This is a genomic window from Aeromonas sp. BIGb0445 (assembly GCF_024809075.1).
GTDB classification, from domain to species: domain Bacteria; phylum Pseudomonadota; class Gammaproteobacteria; order Enterobacterales; family Aeromonadaceae; genus Aeromonas; species Aeromonas rivuli.
This window is the reverse complement of record NZ_JANUES010000002.1, coordinates 285,044-308,570: the sequence shown is the minus strand read 5'-3', so window position 1 is coordinate 308,570 and position 23,527 is coordinate 285,044. Positions and strand designations below refer to the sequence as shown.

General features: G+C 62.5%; 22 protein-coding genes and 1 other RNA gene. 9 read left to right on the top strand and 14 right to left on the bottom strand.

Annotated elements, in window-relative coordinates; all coding sequences use genetic code 11:
- Nucleotides 1-2: 2 nt before the first annotated feature.
- From M2367_RS05065 to M2367_RS05050, 4 genes are all read right to left on the bottom strand, one after another.
- Nucleotides 3-473: a cupin domain-containing protein gene (locus tag M2367_RS05065; protein WP_259236015.1), complete on the bottom strand. Its 471-nt coding sequence runs from the start codon at nt 471-473 to the stop codon at nt 3-5.
- 27 nt (nt 474-500) lie between these two features.
- Nucleotides 501-1,529 (bottom strand): MBL fold metallo-hydrolase, encoded by a 1,029-nt coding sequence (locus M2367_RS05060; RefSeq protein ID WP_259236014.1) that lies wholly within the window; start codon nt 1,527-1,529, stop codon nt 501-503.
- A gap of 103 nt (nt 1,530-1,632) precedes the next feature.
- Complete coding sequence (locus M2367_RS05055) at nt 1,633-2,616, bottom strand: aldo/keto reductase (RefSeq protein WP_259236013.1); 984 nt, start codon at nt 2,614-2,616, stop codon at nt 1,633-1,635.
- A 104-nt stretch (nt 2,617-2,720) separates the two neighbouring features.
- A complete protein-coding gene (locus tag M2367_RS05050) occupies nt 2,721-3,776 on the bottom strand; it encodes an iron-containing alcohol dehydrogenase (protein ID WP_259236012.1) in 1,056 nt (351 codons plus the stop codon).
- 137 nt (nt 3,777-3,913) lie between these two features.
- Between M2367_RS05050 and M2367_RS05045 the strand changes: the two genes are divergently transcribed.
- Nucleotides 3,914-4,876, top strand: coding sequence for a LysR family transcriptional regulator (locus M2367_RS05045; protein ID WP_259236011.1), 963 nt, complete (start codon nt 3,914-3,916; stop codon nt 4,874-4,876).
- Nucleotides 4,877-5,343: 467 nt separating this feature from the next.
- Here the strand turns inward: M2367_RS05045 and M2367_RS05040 are convergent, their stop codons facing one another.
- Nucleotides 5,344-6,228 (bottom strand): LysR family transcriptional regulator, encoded by an 885-nt coding sequence (locus M2367_RS05040; protein ID WP_259236213.1) that lies wholly within the window; start codon nt 6,226-6,228, stop codon nt 5,344-5,346.
- A gap of 208 nt (nt 6,229-6,436) precedes the next feature.
- Between M2367_RS05040 and M2367_RS05035 the strand changes: the two genes are divergently transcribed.
- The 5 genes from M2367_RS05035 (at nt 6,437) to M2367_RS20475 (ending at nt 9,804) form a co-directional block, all read left to right on the top strand.
- The gene (locus M2367_RS05035) at nt 6,437-7,573 is read left to right on the top strand and encodes an alpha/beta hydrolase (RefSeq protein ID WP_259236010.1); all 1,137 of its coding nucleotides are present in this window, start codon (nt 6,437-6,439) and stop codon (nt 7,571-7,573) included.
- Between the two features lie 181 nt (nt 7,574-7,754).
- A complete protein-coding gene (locus M2367_RS05030; RefSeq protein WP_259236009.1) occupies nt 7,755-8,105 on the top strand; it encodes a cyclophilin-like fold protein in 351 nt (116 codons plus the stop codon).
- Between the two features lie 96 nt (nt 8,106-8,201).
- On the top strand, nt 8,202-9,326 hold the full coding sequence (locus M2367_RS05025) for an MFS transporter (protein WP_259236008.1): 1,125 nt from the start codon (nt 8,202-8,204) through the stop codon (nt 9,324-9,326).
- A gap of 130 nt (nt 9,327-9,456) precedes the next feature.
- The gene (locus M2367_RS20480) at nt 9,457-9,621 is read left to right on the top strand and encodes a hypothetical protein (protein ID WP_404972856.1); all 165 of its coding nucleotides are present in this window, start codon (nt 9,457-9,459) and stop codon (nt 9,619-9,621) included.
- 15 nt (nt 9,622-9,636) lie between these two features.
- Nucleotides 9,637-9,804: an alcohol dehydrogenase catalytic domain-containing protein gene (locus M2367_RS20475; RefSeq protein ID WP_404972855.1), complete on the top strand. Its 168-nt coding sequence runs from the start codon at nt 9,637-9,639 to the stop codon at nt 9,802-9,804.
- 265 nt (nt 9,805-10,069) lie between these two features.
- Here the strand turns inward: M2367_RS20475 and ffs are convergent.
- From ffs to M2367_RS04975, 9 genes are all read right to left on the bottom strand, one after another.
- An RNA gene (gene ffs / locus M2367_RS05015) (signal recognition particle sRNA small type) lies at nt 10,070-10,166 on the bottom strand.
- Nucleotides 10,167-10,275: 109 nt separating this feature from the next.
- A complete protein-coding gene (locus M2367_RS05010; protein ID WP_042042107.1) occupies nt 10,276-11,064 on the bottom strand; it encodes a sulfite exporter TauE/SafE family protein in 789 nt (262 codons plus the stop codon).
- A gap of 107 nt (nt 11,065-11,171) precedes the next feature.
- The gene (arcD, locus tag M2367_RS05005) at nt 11,172-12,608 is read right to left on the bottom strand and encodes an arginine-ornithine antiporter (RefSeq protein WP_042042108.1); all 1,437 of its coding nucleotides are present in this window, start codon (nt 12,606-12,608) and stop codon (nt 11,172-11,174) included.
- A gap of 408 nt (nt 12,609-13,016) precedes the next feature.
- Nucleotides 13,017-13,775, bottom strand: a complete 759-nt coding sequence (locus M2367_RS05000; RefSeq protein WP_259236007.1) for an SDR family oxidoreductase — start codon at nt 13,773-13,775, stop codon at nt 13,017-13,019.
- A gap of 61 nt (nt 13,776-13,836) precedes the next feature.
- Nucleotides 13,837-14,742, bottom strand: a complete 906-nt coding sequence (mmsB, locus tag M2367_RS04995; RefSeq protein ID WP_259236006.1) for a 3-hydroxyisobutyrate dehydrogenase — start codon at nt 14,740-14,742, stop codon at nt 13,837-13,839.
- Nucleotides 14,739-15,875 carry an enoyl-CoA hydratase/isomerase family protein gene (locus M2367_RS04990; protein ID WP_259236005.1) on the bottom strand — a complete coding sequence of 379 codons (1,137 nt, stop codon included), beginning with the start codon at nt 15,873-15,875 and terminating at the stop codon, nt 14,739-14,741. Before M2367_RS04990 ends, mmsB begins: the two co-directional genes overlap by 4 nt.
- 47 nt (nt 15,876-15,922) lie before the next feature.
- Nucleotides 15,923-16,750 (bottom strand): enoyl-CoA hydratase, encoded by an 828-nt coding sequence (locus M2367_RS04985; protein ID WP_259236004.1) that lies wholly within the window; start codon nt 16,748-16,750, stop codon nt 15,923-15,925.
- 40 nt (nt 16,751-16,790) lie between these two features.
- A complete protein-coding gene (locus M2367_RS04980; protein WP_259236003.1) occupies nt 16,791-17,948 on the bottom strand; it encodes an acyl-CoA dehydrogenase family protein in 1,158 nt (385 codons plus the stop codon).
- 16 nt (nt 17,949-17,964) lie between these two features.
- The gene (locus tag M2367_RS04975) at nt 17,965-19,476 is read right to left on the bottom strand and encodes a CoA-acylating methylmalonate-semialdehyde dehydrogenase (RefSeq protein ID WP_259236002.1); all 1,512 of its coding nucleotides are present in this window, start codon (nt 19,474-19,476) and stop codon (nt 17,965-17,967) included.
- Nucleotides 19,477-19,717: 241 nt separating this feature from the next.
- Here M2367_RS04975 and M2367_RS04970 point away from each other — a divergent pair, with 241 nt between their 5' ends.
- The 3 genes from M2367_RS04970 (at nt 19,718) to M2367_RS04960 (ending at nt 23,438) form a co-directional block, all read left to right on the top strand.
- A complete protein-coding gene (locus M2367_RS04970; RefSeq protein ID WP_042042115.1) occupies nt 19,718-20,866 on the top strand; it encodes an isovaleryl-CoA dehydrogenase in 1,149 nt (382 codons plus the stop codon).
- A gap of 94 nt (nt 20,867-20,960) precedes the next feature.
- Complete coding sequence (locus tag M2367_RS04965; RefSeq protein ID WP_259236001.1) at nt 20,961-22,574, top strand: carboxyl transferase domain-containing protein; 1,614 nt, start codon at nt 20,961-20,963, stop codon at nt 22,572-22,574.
- 21 nt (nt 22,575-22,595) lie between these two features.
- Entirely contained in the window at nt 22,596-23,438 is an 843-nt protein-coding gene (locus tag M2367_RS04960) for an enoyl-CoA hydratase-related protein (protein WP_404972860.1), read from the top strand.
- The last annotated feature ends 89 nt before the right edge of the window (nt 23,439-23,527 follow it).

Below are 23,527 nucleotides of genomic sequence, written 5' to 3'. Positions count from 1 at the left end.
GCTCAATTCCGGCCCCCGGCGACGGAGGCGCGATAATCACCCTCGCTCACCTGCGCAAGCCAAGTCACCACCTGGCCATCCTGCCGTTCAGCCAGCGCCAGGTGGGTCATGGGAGTATCAGGTGCCGCACCATGCCAATGCTTCACGCCAGCCGGGATCCAGACCAGATCCCCTGGCCGGATCCCCTGGACAGGACCTGCTGCCATCTGCACCCGCCCTACCCCGCTGACCACGTAGAGGGTCTGGCCCAAAGGATGGGTATGCCAGGCGGTGCGCGCCCCCGGCGTGAAGCTGACCAGGCCGCCAGAGATGGCGGCGGGCGCCGTGCCCTGATATAGCTGATCCACATAGACATCCCCGACGAAGAACTCGCTGGCACCCTGGGTTGCAGGCACCAGTCCCGGGGAAAATACCTGTATCGTCTGGTCTTTTGCCTCGGCCTGGGCGAGCGTGGTTGCGGATATTGGGTTCATTGTCGACTCCTGCGTTTTAAAAATGTGTCACTCGCGCCACCAGGCGCTGCCCTCATGGGGGGCCAGCACGTTCAGGGGCTCGCCCATCATCGGGGTGGTCAATGGGATCTGCTGCTCGGCGGCCAGATGGACAATCTGCTCGAGCGGGTCATCCCACCCATGCATGGCCAGATCGAAGGTGCCGTTGTGGATCGGATAGAGCCACTGCCCGCGCAAATCGTGAAACGCCTGCGCCGTCTGCGCCGGCAACATGTGCACGTACTCCCAGCGCTTGTCGTAGGCCCCGGTCTCGAGGAAGGTCACGTCGAACGGGCCGAAACGCTTGCCGATCTCCTTGAAGCCATCGAAGTAACCGCTGTCACCGCTGAAGAAGAGAGTGGCTCCCTCCCCACGAATGACCCAGGAGGCCCACAGGGTCTGATTGCCATCCCCAAGGCCACGGCCGGAGAAGTGCTGGGCCGGGGTAGCGATAAACTCAATGCCGCTGACCCGGGCCTTCTGCCACCAATCCAGCTCCCTGACCTTGTGCCGGGGGATACCCCAGGCAACCAGGCGCGCCCCCACGCCGAGCGGCGTGATGAAGTGGCTGACCTTATCCTGCAGCGCCAGGATGGCGTCATGGTCGAGGTGGTCGTAGTGATCATGGGAGAGGATCACCGCCTCTATGGGGGGCAGCGCATCCAGGGTGATGGGCGCTGCGTGCCAGCGCTTGGGGCCAAACCATTGCACCGGCGAGGCGCGCTCGCTGAACACGGGATCCGTCAGCCAGAACTTGCCCTGCAATTTGAGCAGCAGACTGGAGTGGCCGAGGCGCCACACACTGTTGTCCGGGGCGGCTATCAGCCCTTCACGGCTCATGGCTTGCACCGGGATGGCGCGATCCGGCACAGTGCCATCAGGCTTGGCGAACAGAAAATCCCACCAGAGCCGTACCCCTTCCCAGGTGCTGCGCTGCGGCAGTGCCACGACATTGCTGAATTGACCCGCCTGATACTGGGAAGAGTCAGGGTGCGCGGGCAGGCCCGGTTTCAATACATAGGAAAAGATGCCTGCCATCACGGCTCCTGTTAGCAACCAGAGAGAACGCCGGCCCCTTGGAACGGCGCGAGAGAGTACAGAAGGGTTCTGCATTCATGAGACTCCTGTTGACGATCCGACCTTAGCGACCCACGTTGTGCTGCAGGTGTGACGGATAGCGATCCCCCTCCACCTTGATCCCGACCAGGGCACGCTGGATGTCTCCCAGATCGGTGGCGCTCAGTGCCACCCGAGCTGCGCCCAGGTTCTCCTCGAGCCGATGCAGCTTGGTGGTGCCGGGAATGGGGGCAATCCAGGGCTTTTGTGCCAGTAGCCAGGCGATCGCAATCTGGGCAGACGTCACCCCCTTGCTGGCCGCAAGGTCGCTCAATACCTCGACCAGATGCTGGTTGGCCTGACGCGCCGCCTCGGCAAAACGTGGAACTATGTTGCGAAAATCCGCGTCATCGAATCGGGTATCGGCTTTGATGGTCCCGGTCAGGAAGCCCTTGCCGAGGGGGCTGAACGGCACAAAGCCGATGCCCAGCTCCTCCAGCAGCGGCAGGATGGCCTGCTCCGGCTCGCGCCACCAGAGGGAGTATTCGCTCTGCAGCGCCGCCACCGGCTGCACGGCGTGGGCGCGACGAATGGAGTCGACACCGGCCTCGGACAGACCGAAGTGGCGTACCTTGCCCTCCTGGATAAGGTCTCGCACTGTGCCAGCCACCTCTTCCATGGGGACATCGGGATCGACGCGGTGCTGGTAGAAGAGATCGATCACATCGGTGTTGAGGCGGCGCAGCGACGCCTCCGCCACGGCGCGGATGGTGGCCGGGCGGCTGTCCAGCCCCTCCGATGTCTTGCCGTGCTTGAAACCGAACTTGGTGGCGATCACCACCTTGTCCCGGAACGGGGTCAGTGCCTCCCCCAGCAGCAACTCGTTATCGCCAGGGCCATAGGCCTCGGCGGTATCGAAGAAGGTCACCCCCAGTTCATGGGCACGGCGGATCAGGGCGATGGCCTGCCCCTTGTCCGTGGCCGGGCCATAGCCAAAGCTCAGCCCCATGCAGCCCAGACCGATGGCCGACACTGCCAGCCCGCTGTTACCCAAAGTACGTGTTTGCATGATGGATCCTTTTTCCTGAAAGGCGCTCTCCTTGGAGAGCGCCATGGTGTGATGGCTGGCGACGCGCGGTTCAGTCCTGACGCAGGACCGGGAGGCACCGCCACTCACATGGCATTGCGAAGGATGGTGGCCAGCACGTCCTGGGTGTAGGTTTCGGCCAGGCCAAACCAGCGGGCGTTGCCCTTGAGGTTCTCCAGGATGGCAGGCAGGTCCGCCTCCGTGATGCCGAGCTGGGAGAGGCGGGTCGGCGTGCCTATCTTGTCGAACCATTTTTCAAGGGCGGCAATGCCTTCCTCGGCGGTGTTCAAGCCAAACAGCTGCTGGGCGAAGCGCTCGAACTGAGCCGGATTCTGGCCCTGGAACCACTTCATCCAGGCGGGCATCACCACCGACAGGCCGGCGCCATGGGGCACATTGAACAGGGCGGAGAGCGCGTGTTCGATCATGTGGTTGGGGTAACCAAAACCCGACGTCCCTGCATAGGTCAGACCATTCAATGCCAGGGTCGCAGCCCAGGCGAACTCGGCGCGGGCGTTGTAGTCGGCGGGATCCGCCAGCAACTGCTCGGTGGTCTCCAGCACGGTGGCGATGACGGACTCCACCAGGCGGGACTGAATTTTCGGCTGCACCTTGGCGGTGAAGTAGCCCTCGATGGAGTGGGCTATGATGTCCGCCGCCGAGTAGACCAGATAGTCGCGAGAGACCGTCTGCATCAGCGCCGGATTGACGATGGAGACTTTCGGGAAGGTGTGCACCGAGTTGATGGCAAACTTCTCTTTGGTGTCATCGTTGGTCACCACGGCGCCGCTGTTCATCTCGCTGCCGGTGGCAGCCAGGGTCAGGATGGCAAACACCGGCAGCGCCGCCTCTATCTGCCCCTTGCCGACGAACAGATCCCAGACATCCTCTTGATATAAGGCCCCTGCGGCAATGGCCTTGGCGCTGTCGAGCACGGAGCCGCCGCACGCCACGAACGGGATCCCCTGCTCGTTCAGACTGGCGCTCACGGTGGCGAAGAGGCCATCACCCTTGATCCGCTCGCTGCCATAGGCCAGCAGCACCTTCTTGATGCCGTGCTGGGCCAGGATCTCGCCGATGAGGCGCTCCTTGCCGGTGCCGAACTCGATCCGGGTCGGGTTGTAAAAGCTGAAATTGTCCATCTTGCCTGTCTCGCTATCTGGGTGCATGCCGGGTGGCATGTCGATGAGCTGAACTATAAATGGGCAACAAACATCGAACTAGACGGCAAATGGATGAATCAGTTACAACTAAATGATGTAAATCGACGAGCAAGACCATGATCAGCGAATTGAGATCCATCACCACCTTCGTGCGCACGGTGGAACTGGGCAGCCTCAGCAAGGCCGCCGAGGCCCAGCAGATCTCCCCTCAGGCCGCCAGCAAGGCACTGAGGCAACTGGAGACCTATCTCGGGGTGCGGCTGTTTCATCGCACCACCCGCAGCATGTCGTTGACCGAAGAGGGCCAGCGTTTTCTGGAGGCAGCCCAACCCGCCCTGCTCGGCCTGCAACAGGCGCTGTCAGCCGCGAGGCAGACCCGGGAAGCATTCGCCGGCCCGCTGCGGATCGTGGGGCCACGCTCGGTCGCGCAGATGATCATCGGCCCAGTGCTGGACGAGTACTGCCGGCTCTACCCCGAGGTCCAGCCGGATGTGCAGCTCGATGACCGCATCGGCAACTGGGTGGAGGAGCGCGTCGATGTGGGCCTTAGGATCGGCCTTTCGCCACAGGATGGGCTGATCGCACGCCGCCTGTTTCCCTTGCAGCTCATCATCTGCGCCTCCCCCACCTATCTGCGCAAACATGGGGTGCCGCACACGCTGCACGATCTGGGCGTGCACCGCTGCAGCGTGTTTCGTCATGCCGGCACCGGCCACCTTATTCCCTGGCATGTGAAGCTTGGGGAGAGCGTGCAGGATCATCTCGTTCGTCCGGCAATATCGACCAATGATGAGACGGTAGAGCTGGGCGCCGTGCTGGCGGGAGAAGTGATAGGCCAAATTGCCGGGCCGACGGCGGCGGCGCACATCCGGGCCGGTCGCCTGGTTCCCCTGCTGCTCGACCACATGACAGACATGTACAGCCTGTTTCTCTACTACGGCAGCCGCGCGGCCCAGCCCGCCCGGGTACGCCGCTTCATCGATCTGGCAGTCGAGCGTCTCACCGACAGCCCGGAGTTCGTGCTCGGCGCCGAGGAGCTGCGCCTTGCCCATGCCAAGGGCATTGCCCCGACGGCCTGAGGCTCATGATGGGTTTATCCTGGCGTGGATCCCAGGATGAGGATTGCCGCCATGGACGGCAGGAATGGCGAGGGAGCCAGGACAGTAGAGGCCAGTTGATATTGGGCAGAGGGCCAACGAGCAAGGAGACAGGCAAGGCCGCAGCCTGTGTTGACGGGGTAGGCACGCTAAAGCTGACAGGGAGGCGAAACCAAGGGGATTGAGGGGATAACAGGGGATAGTACGGGCAAGCAGCTTGGCAACAGCCGCACGGGCGGTCAGCTTGTCTCGGGTTTGCAGGGATTGTTTGATCTCTTTACGGCGACCGCTCTTTACAAACACCACAGGGGAGCGTGGTGACTTTCCGGTAATACCAGATGCCGTGGGGACTGAGCCAGAGATTCATTGACGAGCGCCTCATCGTCCCACGCACTTTTGTAGTCAATTGTCGGGCGAATACTATTTCCATAAACAGTGGATGAGTATCCTCATATTTTTAATGCATCAATAACCACTCTTAATGCCGGTGAGACATTACGGTGGGGATAATAGAGGTACTGTCCAGCCAAACGGTGACTATAGGGTTTTAATACCTGGATTAAGGTGCCGCGCTCAAGTTCATCGCTCACCAATTCCTCTGGCACATAGGCCAGGCCCAGCCCCATTTTGGCGGCAGTCGCCTCCATGTAACTGTCAGAGAAGACCCACTGCCCCTGTGGTCGATGCTTAATCGGCTTGCCCTCTTGCCATAGTTCCCATTGATAGAGGCTGCCATCAGCAAACTGGTAGGCGATACAGGGATGTCCCGCCAGATCGGCCGGCGTCTGGGGAAAACCGTATTGAAGAAAATGATCCGGTGTGGCCACCATCACCATCTCCAGATCGGGCGTAATGCGCACGGCCACCATCCCCTCATCCACCTCATCGCCCAGCCGCATGCCAGCATCAAACCGCTCATCGATGATGTTCACGAAGCGACTTTCATTGATGAGTTCCAGCCGAATATCGGGATAACGCTGCCTGAAGATGGCCAGTTTGGGCAGCAGCACCTTGTCGATGGCGTGCTGGCTGGCGTTGATCCGTACCGTGCCTGAAGGGGTATCACGATAGTGGGCGAGCGTGGCCAGACCCGCATCGAGGGACTGAAAACAACCCTGCGTCGTACGGTACAACTGCTCACCCACCTGGGTCAGGGAGAGGCTGCGGGTGGTGCGCATCAGAAGTTGCACCCCGAGCCGGGCCTCGAGATCCCTAATCGTACGGCTGACCCCAGACTGGGCCAGCCCCAACCTGGCGGCGGCCTTGGTAAAACTCCCTTCCCGAGCGACCAGCATAAAGACGTGAAGATCGTTGTAATTCTCGCGGCCTGTCATCTTGTTCACCCCACTATATTCCTACCCGCCACGACCTGAGTCAGATGCGCGTCAGGCACCTTAATTCAGAACAAAAACGCATTAATGTTATCAAGAAACCGCCTCTAATCATCATTAATTGTTCTAACTAGAATGTGTGTCGTGGGTCACAAAACCAGCAACCCCACCAGGACCACGCATCAGAAATCCGATTTAGAGGAACTTTGCCATGAATGTTCTCCCCAAAAAACTAACCGCTATCGCGTCTGCCCTGCTGCTGGGCGCCGCCTTAACCGGAGTCTCAACAATGAGTCATGCCGACACGACCAACCCCACTGAACCTGTTTCCATGGTCACCCAATGGGACAAGACCTTTGCCCAAAGCGACAAGGTTGATCATCGCAAGGTCACCTTCAAGAACCGTTACGGCATCACTCTGGTAGCTGACCTCTATCTGCCGAAAAACCGGGGTGACGCCAAGCTGGCGGCCATTGCCCTGAGCGGTCCATTTGGTGCCGTAAAAGAGCAGTCGAGCGGCCTCTATGCCCAGACCCTAGCCGAGCGTGGTTTTGTCACGCTGGCGTTTGACCCCTCTTACACCGGTGAGAGTGGCGGCCAGCCGCGTGATATAGCCTCGCCAGACATCAACACCGAAGATTTCAGCGCCGCCGTCGATTTCCTCGGCCTGCAAAAAGAGGTCGACCGCAACCGCATCGGTCTGCTGGGGGTTTGCGGCTGGGGCGGCATGGCCCTCAATGCCGCCGCCGGCGACACCCGCATCAAGGCGGTGGCAACCAGCGTGATGTATGACATGAGCCGGGCCATGGGGCATGGGGTGGGCGATGGCAAGGATCGCTATTCCACCGCCGATCGCCGCGCCGTGCTGGCATACCTGAATGAACAGCGCTGGAAAGACGCAGAAAGTGGCACCTATGCCCATAGCAATCACGACCTCTATGTCGATGACAAGGGCAATGTCACGGCTGCCGCCCGCACCCTGCCAGAGGTGCTGCCGGAAAACCCGCACCCGGTACTCAAGGAGTTCTTCGATTACTACCGTGTACCACGTGGTTTCCATGCCCGCTCGGTGAACTCCAACGGGGCCTGGACCACGACCATGCCGCTGTCATTCATGAATATGCCGCTGCTGAGCTATGCAAGCGAAATATCCATTCCCACCCTGATCGTGACCGGTGAGCAGGCCCACTCTCGCTACTTTGCCGAAGATGCCTTCAAGGCCGTTGGCAGCAAGCAAAAAGAGCTGGTCGTTGTGCCTGGCGCCAATCATGTCGACCTTTATGACAACCAGGCTGGCAAGATCCCGTTCGCCAAGTTCGAGCAGTTCTTCAAGACCAACCTGAAGTAAGCGTTGAAAACGCGGCGGCCTCTTCGCCGCGTTTTCTCACTGGTTTCGACGCTACCTTTCACGCCGCATTGGGAGAAGAGCAATGACCAGAGGAGTGTTTGTCAGCGCAATGGCCCTGTTGCTGGGGGTGAGCTACACAGCAACCGCCACAAGTACTGAGGCTCAGAACAAGGCAGATAGTATGAACATCAAGATGACGATAGCCGGCCAGATCATCACGGCCACCTTGGAAGATAGTCACAGCGCCAGGGACTTTTTTGCCATGCTCCCCCTGACGCTGCCCCTCGAGGATTACGCCGACACCGAGAAGATTGCTTATCTGCCCCGCAAATTGACCACACTGGGCGCCCCAAAGGGCATTGACCCGGACGTGGGGGATCTCGCCTATTACGCCCCGTGGGGCAATCTGGCGATCTTTTATCGGGACTTTGGCTATTCGAGCGGACTGCTCAAGTTGGGGCGCATTGAGTCGGGTCTCACCCATCTCACCACCACCTCGGCCGCCAGCATCACGATTGAAGCAATCGAATAAGCCCATGTTTTACTTTCAGGTCATGCCATGAACACAACATCGTTATCATCACATACACCCACTGTCATCAACGAACACTGGTCTGCGGTTGCCGCCATGTCCCTGTGTGTGGCGCTGCTCATTGCCGCCGAGTTTATGCCGGTCAGCCTGTTGACGCCGATCGCCACCGATCTTGGTGCCAGCAACGGCATGGCCGGTCTTGCCATTGCCATCTCCGGCTTGTTTGCCGTCCCGACCAGTTTGCTGATCGCCACCCTCTCTCACAGGCTGGACCGACGTCATGTGCTCATGGGGCTGGCCGTTGTGATGTTGACCTCTTTAATCGTGATAGCCCTTAGCCCCAACTTTACCGTGCTGATGGTGGCACGCGCCCTGCTCGGGATCGTCATCGGCGGGTTTTGGGCATTGGCAACGGCCACCATCATGCGCTTGGTCGCCAGCCAATCCGTCCCCAAAGCGTTGGGCATCCTGTATACCGGCAATGCGGTCGCAACCGCCTTTGCGGCCCCCATTGGCAGTTATCTTGGCGGGCTGATAGGCTGGCGGGGCGTGTTCTGGCTGCTGGTACCGCTGGTAGTGATCAACCTGCTGTGGATGGCACTTTGCCTGCCTTCTATGCGTTCCCAAGCGCGCCCGCACAGCGCATTTCGCCTGATGCGCAGACCCAACGTCGCCATTGCCATCATGGGCGTGACGCTGACCTTTGCCGGCGCCTTCAGTGCCTTTACCTATTTTCGCCCCTTCCTGGAGACACGCACCCAGGTCGACCTGCCACAACTCTCGGCGCTGCTGCTGGCGCTGGGACTGGCCGGTTTTGTCGGCACCACGGCGGTAAGCTTGCTGCTGCGCCGTCATCTTTACCGGATGCTGCGCTGGTTGCCGCTGGCGCTCGGCGTCATCACCTTGGCGCTGCTGACGGTGGAGCATCACTTCTGGGGTGTGGCCCTGATGCTGATCCTCTGGGGGACGCTTAACTCCGCCATTCCGGTCGCCTGGTCAGCCTGGATCACCCAGGGCATCGCAGATTCACCCGAGAGCGGTGGAGGCCTGATGGTGGCTGCTATTCAACTGGCCATCACGTTGGGGGCTGCCGTGGGGGGATGGTTACTGGATTCCCTTTCTATCAGTGCCACCTTTATGGGCAGTGCCCTGTTACTTGCCGCTGCCTCTCTGATAGTCGGCAATGGCAGCCGGCTCAGGCCCGCCATGCTTGGTCAGTAAGTTGATCAATCCGTTAGCCAATCCATTCGTCGTCACACACAACCGAGCCAGCACCTGACGCTCCCCAGAGGGCACAAGCAGGCCAAAACAAGAAAAGCCGGCATCCGATGCCGATTCACAGGAGACAGCCATGATCAAGTCCGTCAAAGCCTATGCCGCCACCTCGGTCACGGCGTCTCTGGCGCTATACCTCATCACTCGCCGACCACAGCGCCCCGATGATGTGGAGATCGACATTCTTTATTGCGGCGTCTACCACTCCGATCTGCACACCGCTCGCAATGACTGGGGCTGAGCCCACTATCCCATCGTGCTGGGTCATGAAATCATCGGCCGAGTGGTGGCCGCTGGCAGCCAGGTGAGCAAATTCAAGGTGGGTGATCAGGTCGGGGTCGGCTGCATGGTCGACTCTTGCGGCCATTGCGATGCCTGTACCGAGGGCCATGAGCAGACAGGGAGGCGAAACCAAGGGGATTGAGGGAATGACAGGGGATAGTACGGGCAAGCAGCTTGGCAACAGCCGCACGGGCGGTCAGCTTGTCTCGGGTATGCAGGGATTGTTTGATCTCTTTACGGCGACCGCTCTTTACAAACACCACAGGGGAGCGTGGTGACTTTCCGGTAATACCAGATGCCGTGGGGACTGAGCCAGAGATTCATTGATGAGCGCCTCATCGGCCACACAAAGTGGATGACCAAGGCTCTTGGAGGATAACTGATTGAATGGCAGAAACAGGTGGTGGCCCCACCAGCCACATCCCGGCACTCGAGTCCCCCACCTTGGCTGCTTCCTTCCGGATCTGACCAGGTCGACGGGTTATCAATGCGAGAGGACCAATGGGACCACCGGCGCTGAGTCTACCAAAGCAGAGGGTCATTGCAACGGCTTTCTGCCCTGCCAGGGTGCGTTTGCCTGCTTTTTCGGCAACCCGCACAAAGAGTCGGCAATCTAGCTAAAAATCATGAATTTGGCGCCGACGCACAGCAGCAGCAGGGCAAATCCCATACGCAGTCGCTGGGGAGACAAACGGTGAGCCAGACGGGCGCCGAGTCGGGCGAACTGGGTACTGGTCAACACTATGCCTAACCAGGCAGGCAGATAGATGTAGCCCAGGCTCCACTCGGGTAACTGGCTATGACCCCAACCGGTATAGAGGTAACTCAGGCTGCCCGCCAGGGCGATAGGGATGCTGCCCGCCACCGAGACGGCCACCGCCTGCTTCATGGGCACGCTGTTCCAGGTGAGGTAGGGCACGGTCAAGGAGCCACCGCCGATACCGAACATGGCGGAGAGCCAGCCGATACAGGTCCCCGCGATCCCGGTGCCAAGGGGGCCGGGCAGATGGCGTTCTGCCTTGGGTTTCAGGTTCAGCCCCATCTGCAGGGCCATGATCCAAGCGAAACAACCGATGATGATGTTGAGGGTTGTGGCGCTGAGCAGATTCACCGTCAGGCCGCCTAGCCAGGCACCGACCATCATGCCCCCCGCCAGGCGGCGAATGAGAGACCAGTCCACCACGCCCTTGGCATAGTGCACCCGCAGCGAGCTGAGTCCGGTGAAGATCATGGTGAGCATGGAGGTACCAAGGGCCAGGTGAGTCACTATTTCGGGGGCTATGCCCTGGGCATGAAAACTGACCACCAGCACGGGTACTATGATGAGACCGCCCCCTATGCCGAACAATCCACCCAACACACCTGCGAAGGCCCCCAGCAACAGATAACCCAGAAACAGCATCTTGCATCCTTATCAGAAGCCCTTGGCACGAGTCTGCTGACCCTGCTGGCTCGATCATCATCGGCAAAAAAAGAGGTGGCCCATGGGTCACCTCGCTATTGTGCCGATTAACTCAGGGGAATGGTACCGTCCATCACCTTGTAAAACGCTAGCACCGCGAAGCCGAGCAGGGCCACCGTCATCCCCTGCTCCAGTCGGTTGAGACCACGCAGGCCGTGATGTTGGCGCGCCTTCCAGTAGATGAAGATGCCCGGGCTATAGAGCAGGGCCACCAGCAGCAGGTACTCCACCCCGGCGGCATAGACCAGCCAGCAGCCATAGAGGGTCGCCACCAGGGCCAACAACAGATCTCGCTTGCGCTGATATGGCTGCCCCTCATAGGTCTGGCCACTCAGGGCTAGTTTGAGGCCATAGGCCCCCGAGAAGACATAAGGCACCAGGGCCGCCGCCGTGGTGATGTTGACCAGCGCCAGATAGGTGCTGTTCTGGAAATAGATGATGATGAGGAAGGCCTGCACCAGGCAGGTGGAGCACCAGAGGGAGACGCTGGGAGATCCCCGCTTGTTCTCCCGGGCAAACCAGGCCGGGAACACCCCCGTCTTGCCGGCGATGAAAGGCACCTCGGCGGCCAGCACTGTCCAGCTGAGCAGGGCCCCCATCACCGAGATAACCAGGCCGATATTGATGAGCCAGGCCCCCCAGGGCCCGACCACGGCCTCCAGTATCATGGCGGTGGAGGGATTCTTCAGGGCCGCCAACTCAGGCTGGCTCATGACCCCCAGGGAAAAGAGCGTCACCATCACGTACAGCGTCAGGGCGCCGAGCAGGGCCAGCACAGTGGCGCGGCCCACGTCCTTGCGCTGGCGGGCCCGGGCCGAGACCACCACGGCCCCCTCGATACCGATGAAGACCCAGAGGGTCACCTTCATGGTGGATTTCACCTGATCCATCACGGATCCCAGCTCACCATTGCCCTGCCCCCAGAAGTCCAGGGTGAAGGTGTCCAGATTGAAGGCGAGCAGCACCGCGACGCAGAACACGATGAGGGGCACCATCTTGGCGATGGTGGTCACTATGTTGACCAGGGCCGCCACCTGCACCCCGCGCAGCACCAGCGCATGCACCGACCAGATGAGCAGGGACGCCAGCAGGATGGCGGTGGGGGTATTGCCATTGCCGAAGATGACATTGTCCGGGGTATCGAAGAAGTAGCTCAGGGCGCTGAACACCACGACGGCGTAGGAGACGTTGGCCAGCAGCTGGCAGATCCAGTAGCCCCAGGCGGCATTGAAGCCGATAAAATCGCCAAATCCGGCCTTGGCATAACTGAAGATGCCGCCATCGAGATCCGGGCGGCGCAGGGAGAGGCTCTGATAGACCAGGGCCAGGCAGATCATGCCAAGTCCGGTGATGGTCCAGCCCAGGGCCACGGCCCCGGCGCTGGCATGGGCGGCGATATTTTGCGGCAAACTGAACACACCGGCTCCGATCATGGAGCCAATCACCAGTGAGATGAGGGCACCCAGCCCGAGTTTCTTGTCCATCTCTATCCTGTTGCTTGTCTTGGCGGCGGTTGAGAGTCCCTGCTCAATTCGACTCGCATCATGATGGAGCGACTGTCCCTGCCCCCTGAAAAAGGCGGCAACTATATTGCATGACTATACGGCTCGCAATCCTTCGCCATATCAATCGTTGGCCGCCTTGACCGGGCGCAATTTTACAGAAGTCACGGGCACGGCCTGTGAGCTGGCTCAAACTCTGCCGGATTGTCGCCACTTTCAGGGAATACCATGATCTGACCCCGGATCCTGGTGCCTTGCATAAGCACGCAAGCCAGGGTCGTCATGGTGCATCTGGGGGAAGAGCCGTGCCTCGCTCGCTGTGCGGGCCACAAAGCAGACCACAAGGCGGGGCCTTCGCCCCGCGCTCACTGGTTTGATGATGCTGCCCCGCTACAAGCGCAGGCCACCATCGAGATCTATCATGCGCCCGGACAGGTAATCATTGCCGAGGATGAAGCGCACCGCATCGGCGAGCTGGTGCGCCTCCCCCAGGCACGCGGCGGGGATGGCGTGCAGCATGCGATCCATCGCCTCGGGCTTCATCGCCGCCGTCATCTCGGTGGCGAAGACCCCGGGGGCGATGCCCATCACCCGGATGCCATGGCGCGACAGCTCCCGCGCCCAGGTGACCACCAGGGACGCCACCCCCGCCTTGCTGGCGGCATAGTTGCTCTGCCCCATGTTGCCGACCCTGGCAATGGAGGAGATGTTGATGATGACGCCCCCCTGGCCATGGCGCGCCATCAGGGCGGCCCCCTCACGGCCACACAGGAAGGTGCCGGTCAGATTGACATCGATCACCGCCTGCCACTGGGCCAGGGAGAGTTTGTCGGTCAGCACCCCCTCTTTCATCTTGATGAGCAGACCATCGCGCAAGATCCCGGCGCAGTTGATAAGGCCAGCAAGGGGCCCCAGGTCATGGATGGCGGCGAAGCTTGCCTCCACCTCGGCCTCATCGGCCACGTTGCAGACATGGAGTGAACAGCGGCCACCCCGGCTCTGCAACTCGGCCTCGGTGATCTCCAAATCCGCTCGATTGACATCGATGAGTGCCAGGCTGGCCCCTTGTTCGGCCAGGGCCAGCGCAATGGCCCTGCCGAGGCCCCGTCCCGCCCCTGTCACGGCAATCAATTTATTATTCAGATCCATCAAGGCTCCTCGTTATCTCTGTGGAGGGGCCCAGTGCGGCCCGCTCCTTGGGGATGTCGTCTCAATCGGGTTCCCGATAGAGGTTGAGGATGCTGGAAAAATCGCGATCCCCCTCCCCTCGACTGGCGTGCAGATTGAACAAGTTACGCGCCAGCGCCCCCATGGGCACGGCGCTGTGGGCATGTTCGGCCAATCCCATGGCCAGTCCCAGATCCTTGACCATGAGCCGGGTCATGAAGCCGCCGCTGTAACCGCGGGACGCCGGGGCACTCTCCATCACCCCGGGCCAGGGGTTGTAGCGCTCCAGGCTCCAGTTATTGCCCGAGCTCTTGGCCATGATGCCGGAGAGCACGGCGGCATCCAGCCCCTCCTTGACCCCCAGTGCCAACGCCTCGGCGGTACCCGCCATGTGGATGGCAAGCAGCATGTTGTTGCACATCTTGGCGATTTGACCCGCGCCAAGGGGACCGGCATGAAACAGGTTCTGCCCCATCAACCCAAGCACAGGGCGGGCGGATTCAAAATCCGCCGCCTCGCCACCGACGATAAAGGTGAGGGTACCCGCCGCCGCCCCCACTACCCCGCCTGAAACGGGGGCATCGATGAAGCGATGGCCCAGCAAGCGGGCTGCCCCCCCCACGGCGCGGGTCGAGGCGACATCGATGGTGGAGCAGTCGATGATAAGGGTATTGGGGGCCAGGGCGGGGAGCAGGCCAGGATTGCCTCCCCCGTCACCGAGCCAGAGCCCCATCACGTGCTCCCCGGCAGGCAACATGCTGATCACCAGCTCGCAGCCGGCTGCCGCCTCGGCGGCACTGGCGGCGCAGTGACAGCCCGCCTGCTTGGCCGCAATCAGATGATCGGGCAGCAGATCGAACACCTGTACCCGCAGCCCCGCCCTGGCCAGGTTGGCGGCCATGGGGCCGCCCATGTTGCCAAGGCCGATAAAACCTACCCCTGTCGTCATATGCTGCTGTCTCCATGAGTCGCTTGTCCCTTGAGCTCGCGCCAGAGGGGATTGCTCGCCCCCGCGCAGGCGGGCCAGCGATAGAATTCCGCGATAGCGGTCTGTTCGGCGTCTTGCCAGCGGGGCTGCTTGTCCTTGTCGATGAGCAGCGCCCTGACCCCTTCGATAAAGTCTCCCTTGAGGACGCAATTCACCGACAGGGTCAGCTCATTGGCGAAGGATCCCGCCAGTGATTGCTGACGCCCCTGCCAGTATTGGCGCCACAGCAAGGCGCGGCTCAAGGGGCTGCCGCTGCGACAACTGTCCCGCTGCTGTGCCAGCGACCCTGTCAGAGGGGCGTCGAATAGCCGATCGAGCACCCGCACCAGACTGCGGCCCAGCAAGAGGGATTCAATCTGCGCGAGATGAGGCAGCAACAGCGGCTCGGGCAGCGGTGCTGCCGCCCCCAACGCCGCCAGCATCAACGCCAGGCTGTCATCGAGCTCCTCTGCCGGCTGCCGCCAGTCGAGCCGCAGCAATGCCTCGATCAGCTGAGGGCGAGCGGCTCTGCTCAGCGCCCCATCGGCCAGCCCCAGCCCCAGGGCGTCGGCACCATTGATACGGGCCCCGGTCAGGCCGAGCCAGAGCCCGACGCGGCCCGGCAACCGGCTCAAGAACCAGCTGGCCCCCACATCCGGATAGAGGCCTATGCTCACCTCCGGCATGGCCAGCAGGCTACACTCCGTCACCAGCCGAAAACGGGCCCCGGCAAACAGCCCCATGCCGCCCCCCATGCAGATGCCATCTGCGACGCAGATCAGCGGTTTGGGGTAGTGATGGATCAGCAGATCGAGCCGGTACTCCTGCTCGAAGAAAGCGCAGGCGTAATCCGCCAGCTCAGGGTCTGTCATGCGCTGGCGCTCATGATAGAAGGCGCGAATATCCCCCCCGGCACAGAATGCCTTCTCCCCGGCCCCCTCCAGCAGCACGCCACACACTGTGTCATCGTCTTGCCAGTCAGCTAACTGCTGTGCCAAGGCCTGGATCATCGGCAGGCTCAAGGCATTGAGGGACGCCGGACTGTCCAGGGTCAGCACCCCCAACCGTTGGCCATCCCGGGTCGGCAGTAACGCGACCTTTACCCCATCACTCATCTCGTGCTCCTCACTCAAAGCGGCTGTGGTTGGCTTGCTTGCGGCCATCACTGCGTCTGTTTGCCTGGCTCGCGCTGGCCATGACCCTGGATGTCATCACTTCGACCGTAGTGCCAACGCGGCGCCCGCTTCTCCAGAAAGGCCGCCACCCCCTCTTGCTGATTCGCATCCTGAAAAAGGTCGAGGAAGAGGGCGCGCTCCATGGGCAGTGCTTCATCACGAGGACGGCGACGCCCCTCGTTGATGAGCCGTTTGCAGGCGCGCAGGGCGGCAGGACTTTGGCGCTCGGCATGGCTTGCCATCTGCCGGGCGGCCTCCCAGGCGCAACCCACCTTGACCACCTCTTCCACCAGGCCTATCTCGTAGGCCAGGGTGGCATCGACCTTCTCGGCGCACAAAATGAGGCGCTTGGCCCAACCCGGCCCCACCAGTTCGGTCAGGCGCTGGGTGCCGCCTGCGCAGGGCAAGAGTCCCACCGACGCCTCAGGCAGCCCCATGATGGCCTGCTGCTCGGCGATGCGAATATCGCAGGCCAACGCCACTTCCAGCCCGCCCCCCATGGCAAACCCCGTGATGGCGGCGATGCTGACCCCGTGAAAGCGAGCCAGGGCCTCGAACGCTTCGCCAAAGGCCTCGGCCACCTGCGCGGCATGCAGGCTGTCGCCGTCGGCAAACATCTTGAGATCGGCGCCGGCGCAGAAGAACCTGTCACCGGCCCCGCGGATAACCAGGGCCACTATCTCGGGTTTGCCGTCGAGTTCGGCCATCATCTGCACGAAGGCGCGCAGGCTGGCCAGGGTCCAGGTATTGGCCGGTGGGTTGTCCAGGGTGATGTAGGCCACGTGGCCATGGTATTCGAGCCGTATCCTTGTCATGGGATCATCCTTGTGTGCGGGCAACGTCATGGCATCGCCCCTATAGCAGATTCAGTGAGGGAGTGGCCAGCAGGCGACGGGCGATGATGAGTCGCATCACCTCGTTGGTTCCCTCCAGGATGCGATGTACCCGGGTATCGCGCAGATAGCGTTCGAGGGGATATTCGCGGATATAACCATAGCCGCCAAAGAGTTGCAGGGCCTCATCGCAGATCTGATAACCGATGTCGGTGGCGAAGCGCTTGGCCATGGCGCACCAGGCGCTCTTGTCCGGGCTGTTCTCGTCGAGCTTGGCCGCCGCCTGACGCACCAGCAGCCGGGCGGCGGCCAGTTCGGTCGCCATGTCGGCCAGACGAAACTGCACGCTCTGAAACTCGCCGATGGGGCGGCCAAATTGCTGACGCTCGGCCACATAGGCCAGGGCATCATCCAGGGCCTGCTGGGCCGTGCCCAGGGAGCAGCTGGCGATGTTGATGCGACCGCCATCCAGGGCCTGCATGGCAAACTTGAACCCCTCCCCCTCTTCCCCCAGCCGATAGTTGGCGGGAATGCGCACCCGGTTAAAGGCCACTTCCCGGGTCGGTTGACTGTGCCAGCCCAGCTTCTCTTCGGCCTTGCCGTAGACGATGCCCTCGCTGTTTGCCGGCACCATGAAGGCGGAGATGCCCCCGGCCCCCTCACCGCCGGTGCGGGCCATCACCACCAGCACATCGGTGCTGCCCGCCCCGGAGATAAACACCTTGCTCCCCTCGATGAGGTAATCATCGCCGTCGCGCAGGGCGCGGCTCTTGAGGGCGGCGGCGTCCGAGCCCGCCCCAGGTTCGGTGAGGCAATAGGAGCCGAGCAACTCGCCACTGGCCAGACGTGGCACCCACTCCCCGGCAACCTCGGCGGGCAGCCAGCGCCCCAGCATCCAGCTCACCATGTTATGGATGGTGAGATAGGCGGTAGTAGAGGTGCAGCCCATGGCGAGGCGCTCGAAGATGAGGCTGGCGTCGAGCCGGGGCAGCCCCAGGCCGCCATATGGCTCCTGGGTATAGAGGCCGCAAAAGCCGAGCTCGGCCGCCTGTTTGATGGTCTGGATGGGAAACTCATTATCCCTGTCCCAGCGGGCGGCATTGGGCTTGAACGCCTCGTTGGCGAAGGCGGTGGCGGCATCGCAGTAAGCCTGCTGATCCTCGGTCAGATTGAAATTCATGGGCAAGAGTCCTCACTCAACGCAGGCTGATGGTCATGTTGGGGCCAGTGGGAATGTCTTCGTCAAACCAGCGCTCGGTCACCGTCTTGGTCTCGGTGTAGAAGCGCACCGCCTGTTTGCCGTAGGCGTGCAAGTCCCCATAGAAAGAGCCGCGCCAACCGGTGAAGGAGAAGAACGGCAGCGGCACCGGGATGGGCACATTGATGCCCACCTGGCCCACCGCCACCTCGTGGCGAAAAGTACGGGCCGCGGCGCCGCAACCGGTGAAGATGGAGGTGCCATTGCCATAGGGGTTGCGATTGATGAGGGCGAGCGCCTCAGCCAGGCTGTCGACCTCCATGCAGCAGAGCACAGGGCCGAAGATCTCCTCCCGATAGAGTCCCATCTGCGCCGTCACGCCGCGAAACAGTGTGGGGCCCACCCAGTTGCCGACCGGGTAACCCGCCACCTCGCACAGGGTGCCATCGAGCAGACACTCGGCCCCTTCCTGCTTGCCCGCTTCAATCAGATTCTCCACCCGCACCCTGGCCTCCGGGCTGATAAGAGGGCCATAGGCGGCTTGCGGATCGTCCCACACCCCGGGGCGCACGGCGGCGAATGCCTCGGCAAGTTCCGGGATCCAGTCGCGGGCACTGCCGACGAACACCGCCACGCTGATGGCCATGCAGCGCTGACCGGCGGCGCCGACCCCGGCCCCCACCAGGCTGCTCAGCACCTGCCCCTTGTTGGCATCGGGCATGATCACCATGTGATTCTTGGCGCCGACGAAGCACTGGGCGCGTTTGAGCTGTTCGGTCGCGGTGCGATAGACATGAGCCCCGACCCGGGCCGAGCCGACGAAGCTGACCGCCTTCACGTCCGGGTGGGTCAAGAGCGCATCCACCTGCTCGGCACCGCCGTGCACCACGCTGAGGATGCCTGCCGGGGCCCCCGCCTCGGTGAACAGCTCGGCCAGACGCATGGGGGTGAGCGGATCCTGTTCGGAGGGCTTGAGCACGAAGCCATTGCCGCAGGCGATGGCCAGGGGAAACATCCACAGCGGGATCATGGCCGGGAAGTTGAATGGGGTGATACCGACGCAGACCCCCAGCGGTTGCACCCAGGAGTGGCCATCGACCCGCCGCGCCACATTGCCCATGGTCTCGCCCATGGTCTGGCTGGCGATGCCGCAGGCCTGTTCAACCACTTCGATACCGCGCCACACATCCCCCTTGGCATCGGCAAAGTTCTTGCCCGTCTCCTGAGCCAGCAGGGTGGCCAGCTCGTCATGATGGACTTTAAGCAGATGCTGATAGTTGAACATGACCCTGGCCCGCTCCGGCGCAGGCACATCCCGCCACAGCAGATAGGCTTGCTGGGCGCTGCGCACCGCCAGCTCAACCTCCTCTGCCGTGGCCCTGGGGGCGCGGGCCAGCAGACTCTGATCCGCCGGATTGGTCACCTCTATCCACTGCTCCGTCGTCGAGGCATGGGGCCCGCCGTTGATGTAGAGCGGCAGATCCCCGTACAGGGTGGCATGGCTGGTCATGTTCTTAACTCCTTTGAGTCTGGTCAGACGACTGGATTGCACAGGATTGAGCGGGCGGCAGCGCGGCCAGCTCCCTCACCACAAGGGATTTTACCTTAGACTAACAATTGATTTACGTTTACGCTAACGTAAACTAACTCTGGAGATGGACTGACCAGTCAGGACGACAGCAAGGTGCCCATTATTGCCTGCCGTCCCCGCACTCAGACCCCTCCACCCTCGTGATGACAAGGAGACAGCTATGCCCCCATTGATGGATGAGACCCTGCTGGCCCTGACCGACCAGGTCGGCGCTTTCTGTCGACAAGTGATAGCGCCGCGCGCCGCCGAGATAGACAGCAGCAACCTCTTTCCCCGGGATCTCTGGCCCTTGATGGGAAGTCTCGGCCTGCATGGCATCACTGTCGGCGAGGAGTATGGCGGCGTGGGCCTGGGCTACCTGGCTCACGTGCTGGTGATGGAGCAGGTGAGCCGGGCCAGCGCCTCGGTCGGGCTCTCCTATGGCGCCCACTCCAACCTGTGCATCAACCAGATCCACCGCCACGGCACCCCCGATCAGAAGGCGCGTTACCTGCCTGATCTGGTCAGCGGCGCCAAGGTGGGCGCCCTGGCCATGAGCGAGCCTGGTGCCGGATCCGATGTGGTGAGCATGCGCCTGCTGGCCGAGGCGAGGGACAATCACTTCGTGCTGAACGGCAACAAGATGTGGATCACCAATGGCCCCGATGCCGAGACCTTCGTCATCTATGCCAAGACGGATGCCAAGGCGGGGGCCAAGGGGATATCCGCCTTCATCGTCGAGGCGGGCACCCCGGGATTTCGCACGGCCCAGAAGCTCGACAAGCTGGGCATGCGGGGCTCCAGTACCTGCGAGCTGGTGTTCGACAACTGCAATGTTCCCAAAGAGAACCTGCTCGGCCCGCTGCACGGGGGCATCAAGGTGCTGATGAGCGGTCTCGATTATGAGCGGGTGGTGCTGGCGGCGGGTCCCCTTGGCATCATGCAGGCCTGCATGGACGTGGCGTTGCCCTATGTGCGCGAGCGCAAGCAGTTCGGCCAGGCCATCGGTGAATTCCAGCTGGTGCAGGGCAAACTGGCCGACATGTACACCCGCCTGGCCAGCAGCCGGGCCCTGGTCTACTCGGTGGCCAACGCCTGCGATCAAGGGCAGACCAGCCGCAAGGATTGCGCCGCCGCCATCTTGCTTGCCGCGGAAAATGCCACCCAGATGGCACTGGATGCCATCCAGCTGCTCGGCGGCAATGGCTACATCAACGAATACCCGACCGGGCGCCTGCTGCGGGACGCCAAGCTGTACGAGATAGGTGCCGGCACCTCGGAGATCCGCCGCTGGCTCATCGGCCGCGAGCTGATGGGAGAGTCTGCATGAAGCCGTTGCACGCCCAGCTAGCACGCCATAACGCCGGTCGCTCTGTGACTCACCGGGCAGACCTTTTCCCTCACACCTTTTTAGGGGAGCCCGCATGAGCCAGATCCACTCCCAGCTCGACACCCATAGCCCCGACTATGAGGCCAACAGGGCCGCCATGCAGGCTCTGGTCGAGGATCTGCACGATCGGCTGGAGGAGATAACCCTGGGGGGCGGCGCCGTCAATCAGGCCCGCCACACCGGGCGTGGCAAGTTGCTGCCCCGCGAGCGCATCGACCGGCTGCTCGACCCCGGCTCCCCTTTCCTCGAGCTCTCCGCCCTGGCGGCCTGGGGGGTCTATGACGAAGCCGTCCCCGCCGCCGGTATCATCACCGGGCTTGGTCGCATCAACGGCAGGCTCTGCCTGCTGGTGGTCAACGACGCCACCGTCAAGGGCGGCACCTATTACCCCCTCACGGTGAAGAAACACCTGCGCGCCCAGGCCATCGCCGAGCGGCTGCGCCTCCCTTGCCTCTATCTGGTGGACTCTGGCGGCGCCTTCTTGCCGATGCAGGACGAGGTGTTTCCCGACCGGGATCATTTCGGTCGCATCTTCTACAACCAGGCTCGCCTCTCGGGCCAGGGCATCCCCCAGCTCGCCGTGGTGATGGGGCTCTGTACCGCAGGCGGCGCCTATGTGCCCGCCATGGCGGACGAGTCCATCATGGTCAAGCAGCAGGCCACCATCTTCCTGGCCGGCCCCCCCCTGGTCAAAGCCGCCACCGGCGAGGAGATCAGCGCCGAAGCGTTGGGGGGGGCCCTGGTGCACTGCGCCCACTCTGGCGTTGCCGATCACCTGGCCAGAGATGACGACCATGCCTTGCAACTGGCCCGCACCCTGGTCAGCAATCTGGGGGGCGACCAGCCAGCCAACCGCCCCCTCTATCGGGAGCCTGTCTATCCCATCGAGGAGCTCTATGGTCTGGTCGGTACCAGTCTGAAGCGGCCGGTGGAGGCGAGGGAGATCATCGCTCGCCTGGTCGATGGCTCGGACTTTGACGAGTTCAAGGCGCTATACGGCACCACGCTCGTCACCGGGTTCTCCCGCATCCAGGGCATGGCCGTCGGGATCCTCGCCAACAACGGTGTGCTGCACAGCGACAGCGCCCAGAAGGGCGCCCACTTCATCCAGCTCTGCAACAGACGCGCCATCCCGTTGCTGTTTCTGCAAAACATCACCGGCTTCATGGTGGGCAGCCAGGCCGAGCGCGAAGGGATCGCCAAACACGGTGCCAAGCTAGTTACTGCCGTTGCTTGCAGCCGGGTGCCCAAGCTCACCCTGATCACCGGGGGCAGCTTTGGCGCCGGCAACTACGGCATGTGTGGCCGCGCCTTTGACCCCGACTTCCTGTTCAGCTGGCCCAACAGCCGCATCTCCGTCATGGGGGGCGAACAGGCGGCTGGCGTCTTGGTTCAGGTGCGCCGCGACAAGCTCGCCGCAGCGGGAAAGCCCCTCGACGAGCAGGAGGCGCAGGCTATCCGCACCCCTGTGCTCGACCAGTATGAACGCCAGGGCCACCCCTACTACGCCAGTGCCCGGCTCTGGGACGATGGGGTCATCGACCCGGCCCAGAGCCGCACCGTACTCGCACTGGCCCTGGCCGCCTGCCAGGATGCCCTGGCCCGCGCCCGAGTGACCCCCGAGCAATATGGCATTTTCCGGATGTAAGGAGCCCGTATGAAAGCAGACATGAGGTCATCCCCTGCCGCCCCCGACAACAGGGCCGCCCCGGATGCCGGATTTCGCCTGGAGCAGGCTGGCCCCCTGGCTGAGCTGGTGCTCTGTCGCCCGGCACGCCATAACGCCTTTGACAAGGCGCTGATCCAGGGGCTGCTTGGCGCCTTGCGCGAGCTGGCTGACCGCACTGAGCACAGTCCCCGGGCGCTGCTGCTGCGCGCCGAGGGCAAGCACTTTTGCGCCGGCGCCGATCTCGACTGGATGCGGGATCTCTCCCATGCCGATGTTGAACACAACAGGGAGGATGCCCGCCAGCTCGCCCTGCTGATGCAAACCCTGGACGAGCTGCCCTTCCCCACCCTGGTCCTGGTGCAGGGCGCCGCCTATGGGGGGGCACTTGGTCTCATCTGTGCCTGCGACATCGCCCTGGCCAGCGACGATGCCCGCTTCTGCCTCTCCGAAGTGGGTCTGGGATTGGTGCCAGCGGTGATAAGCCCCTATGTGGTGCGCACCCTGGGGCAGCGCCAGGCACGGCGCTACATGCTCAGTGCCGAACCCTTCGATGCCATCACCGCCTGTCGGCTCAACGTGATTCATCAGCGGTTCAGCCCCGACGCCTTGCTGGAAGAGGGCCGTGCTCTGGCCCGAACGCTGTGCCAGAACGGCCCGGCGGCCATGGCCGACACCAAGGCACTGCTCGATAAGCTCGCCCACCTGCCCGCCAGTCAACACCAGGCGCTGACCGTGGATACCATTGCCCGGGTGCGGGTCGGCGCCGAGGCCCAGGAGGGGATGCAGGCTTTCTTTGACAAGCGCCCGCCCGCCTGGCGTCCCGAATGCAAGGAGAAACCATGACTGAGCTAGTCCCCATCAAATGGCAGATGATCGCCAATCGTGGCGAAAAAACCGGGGTGCGCCTACTGCCGCTTTTCACCGTCGCCGTC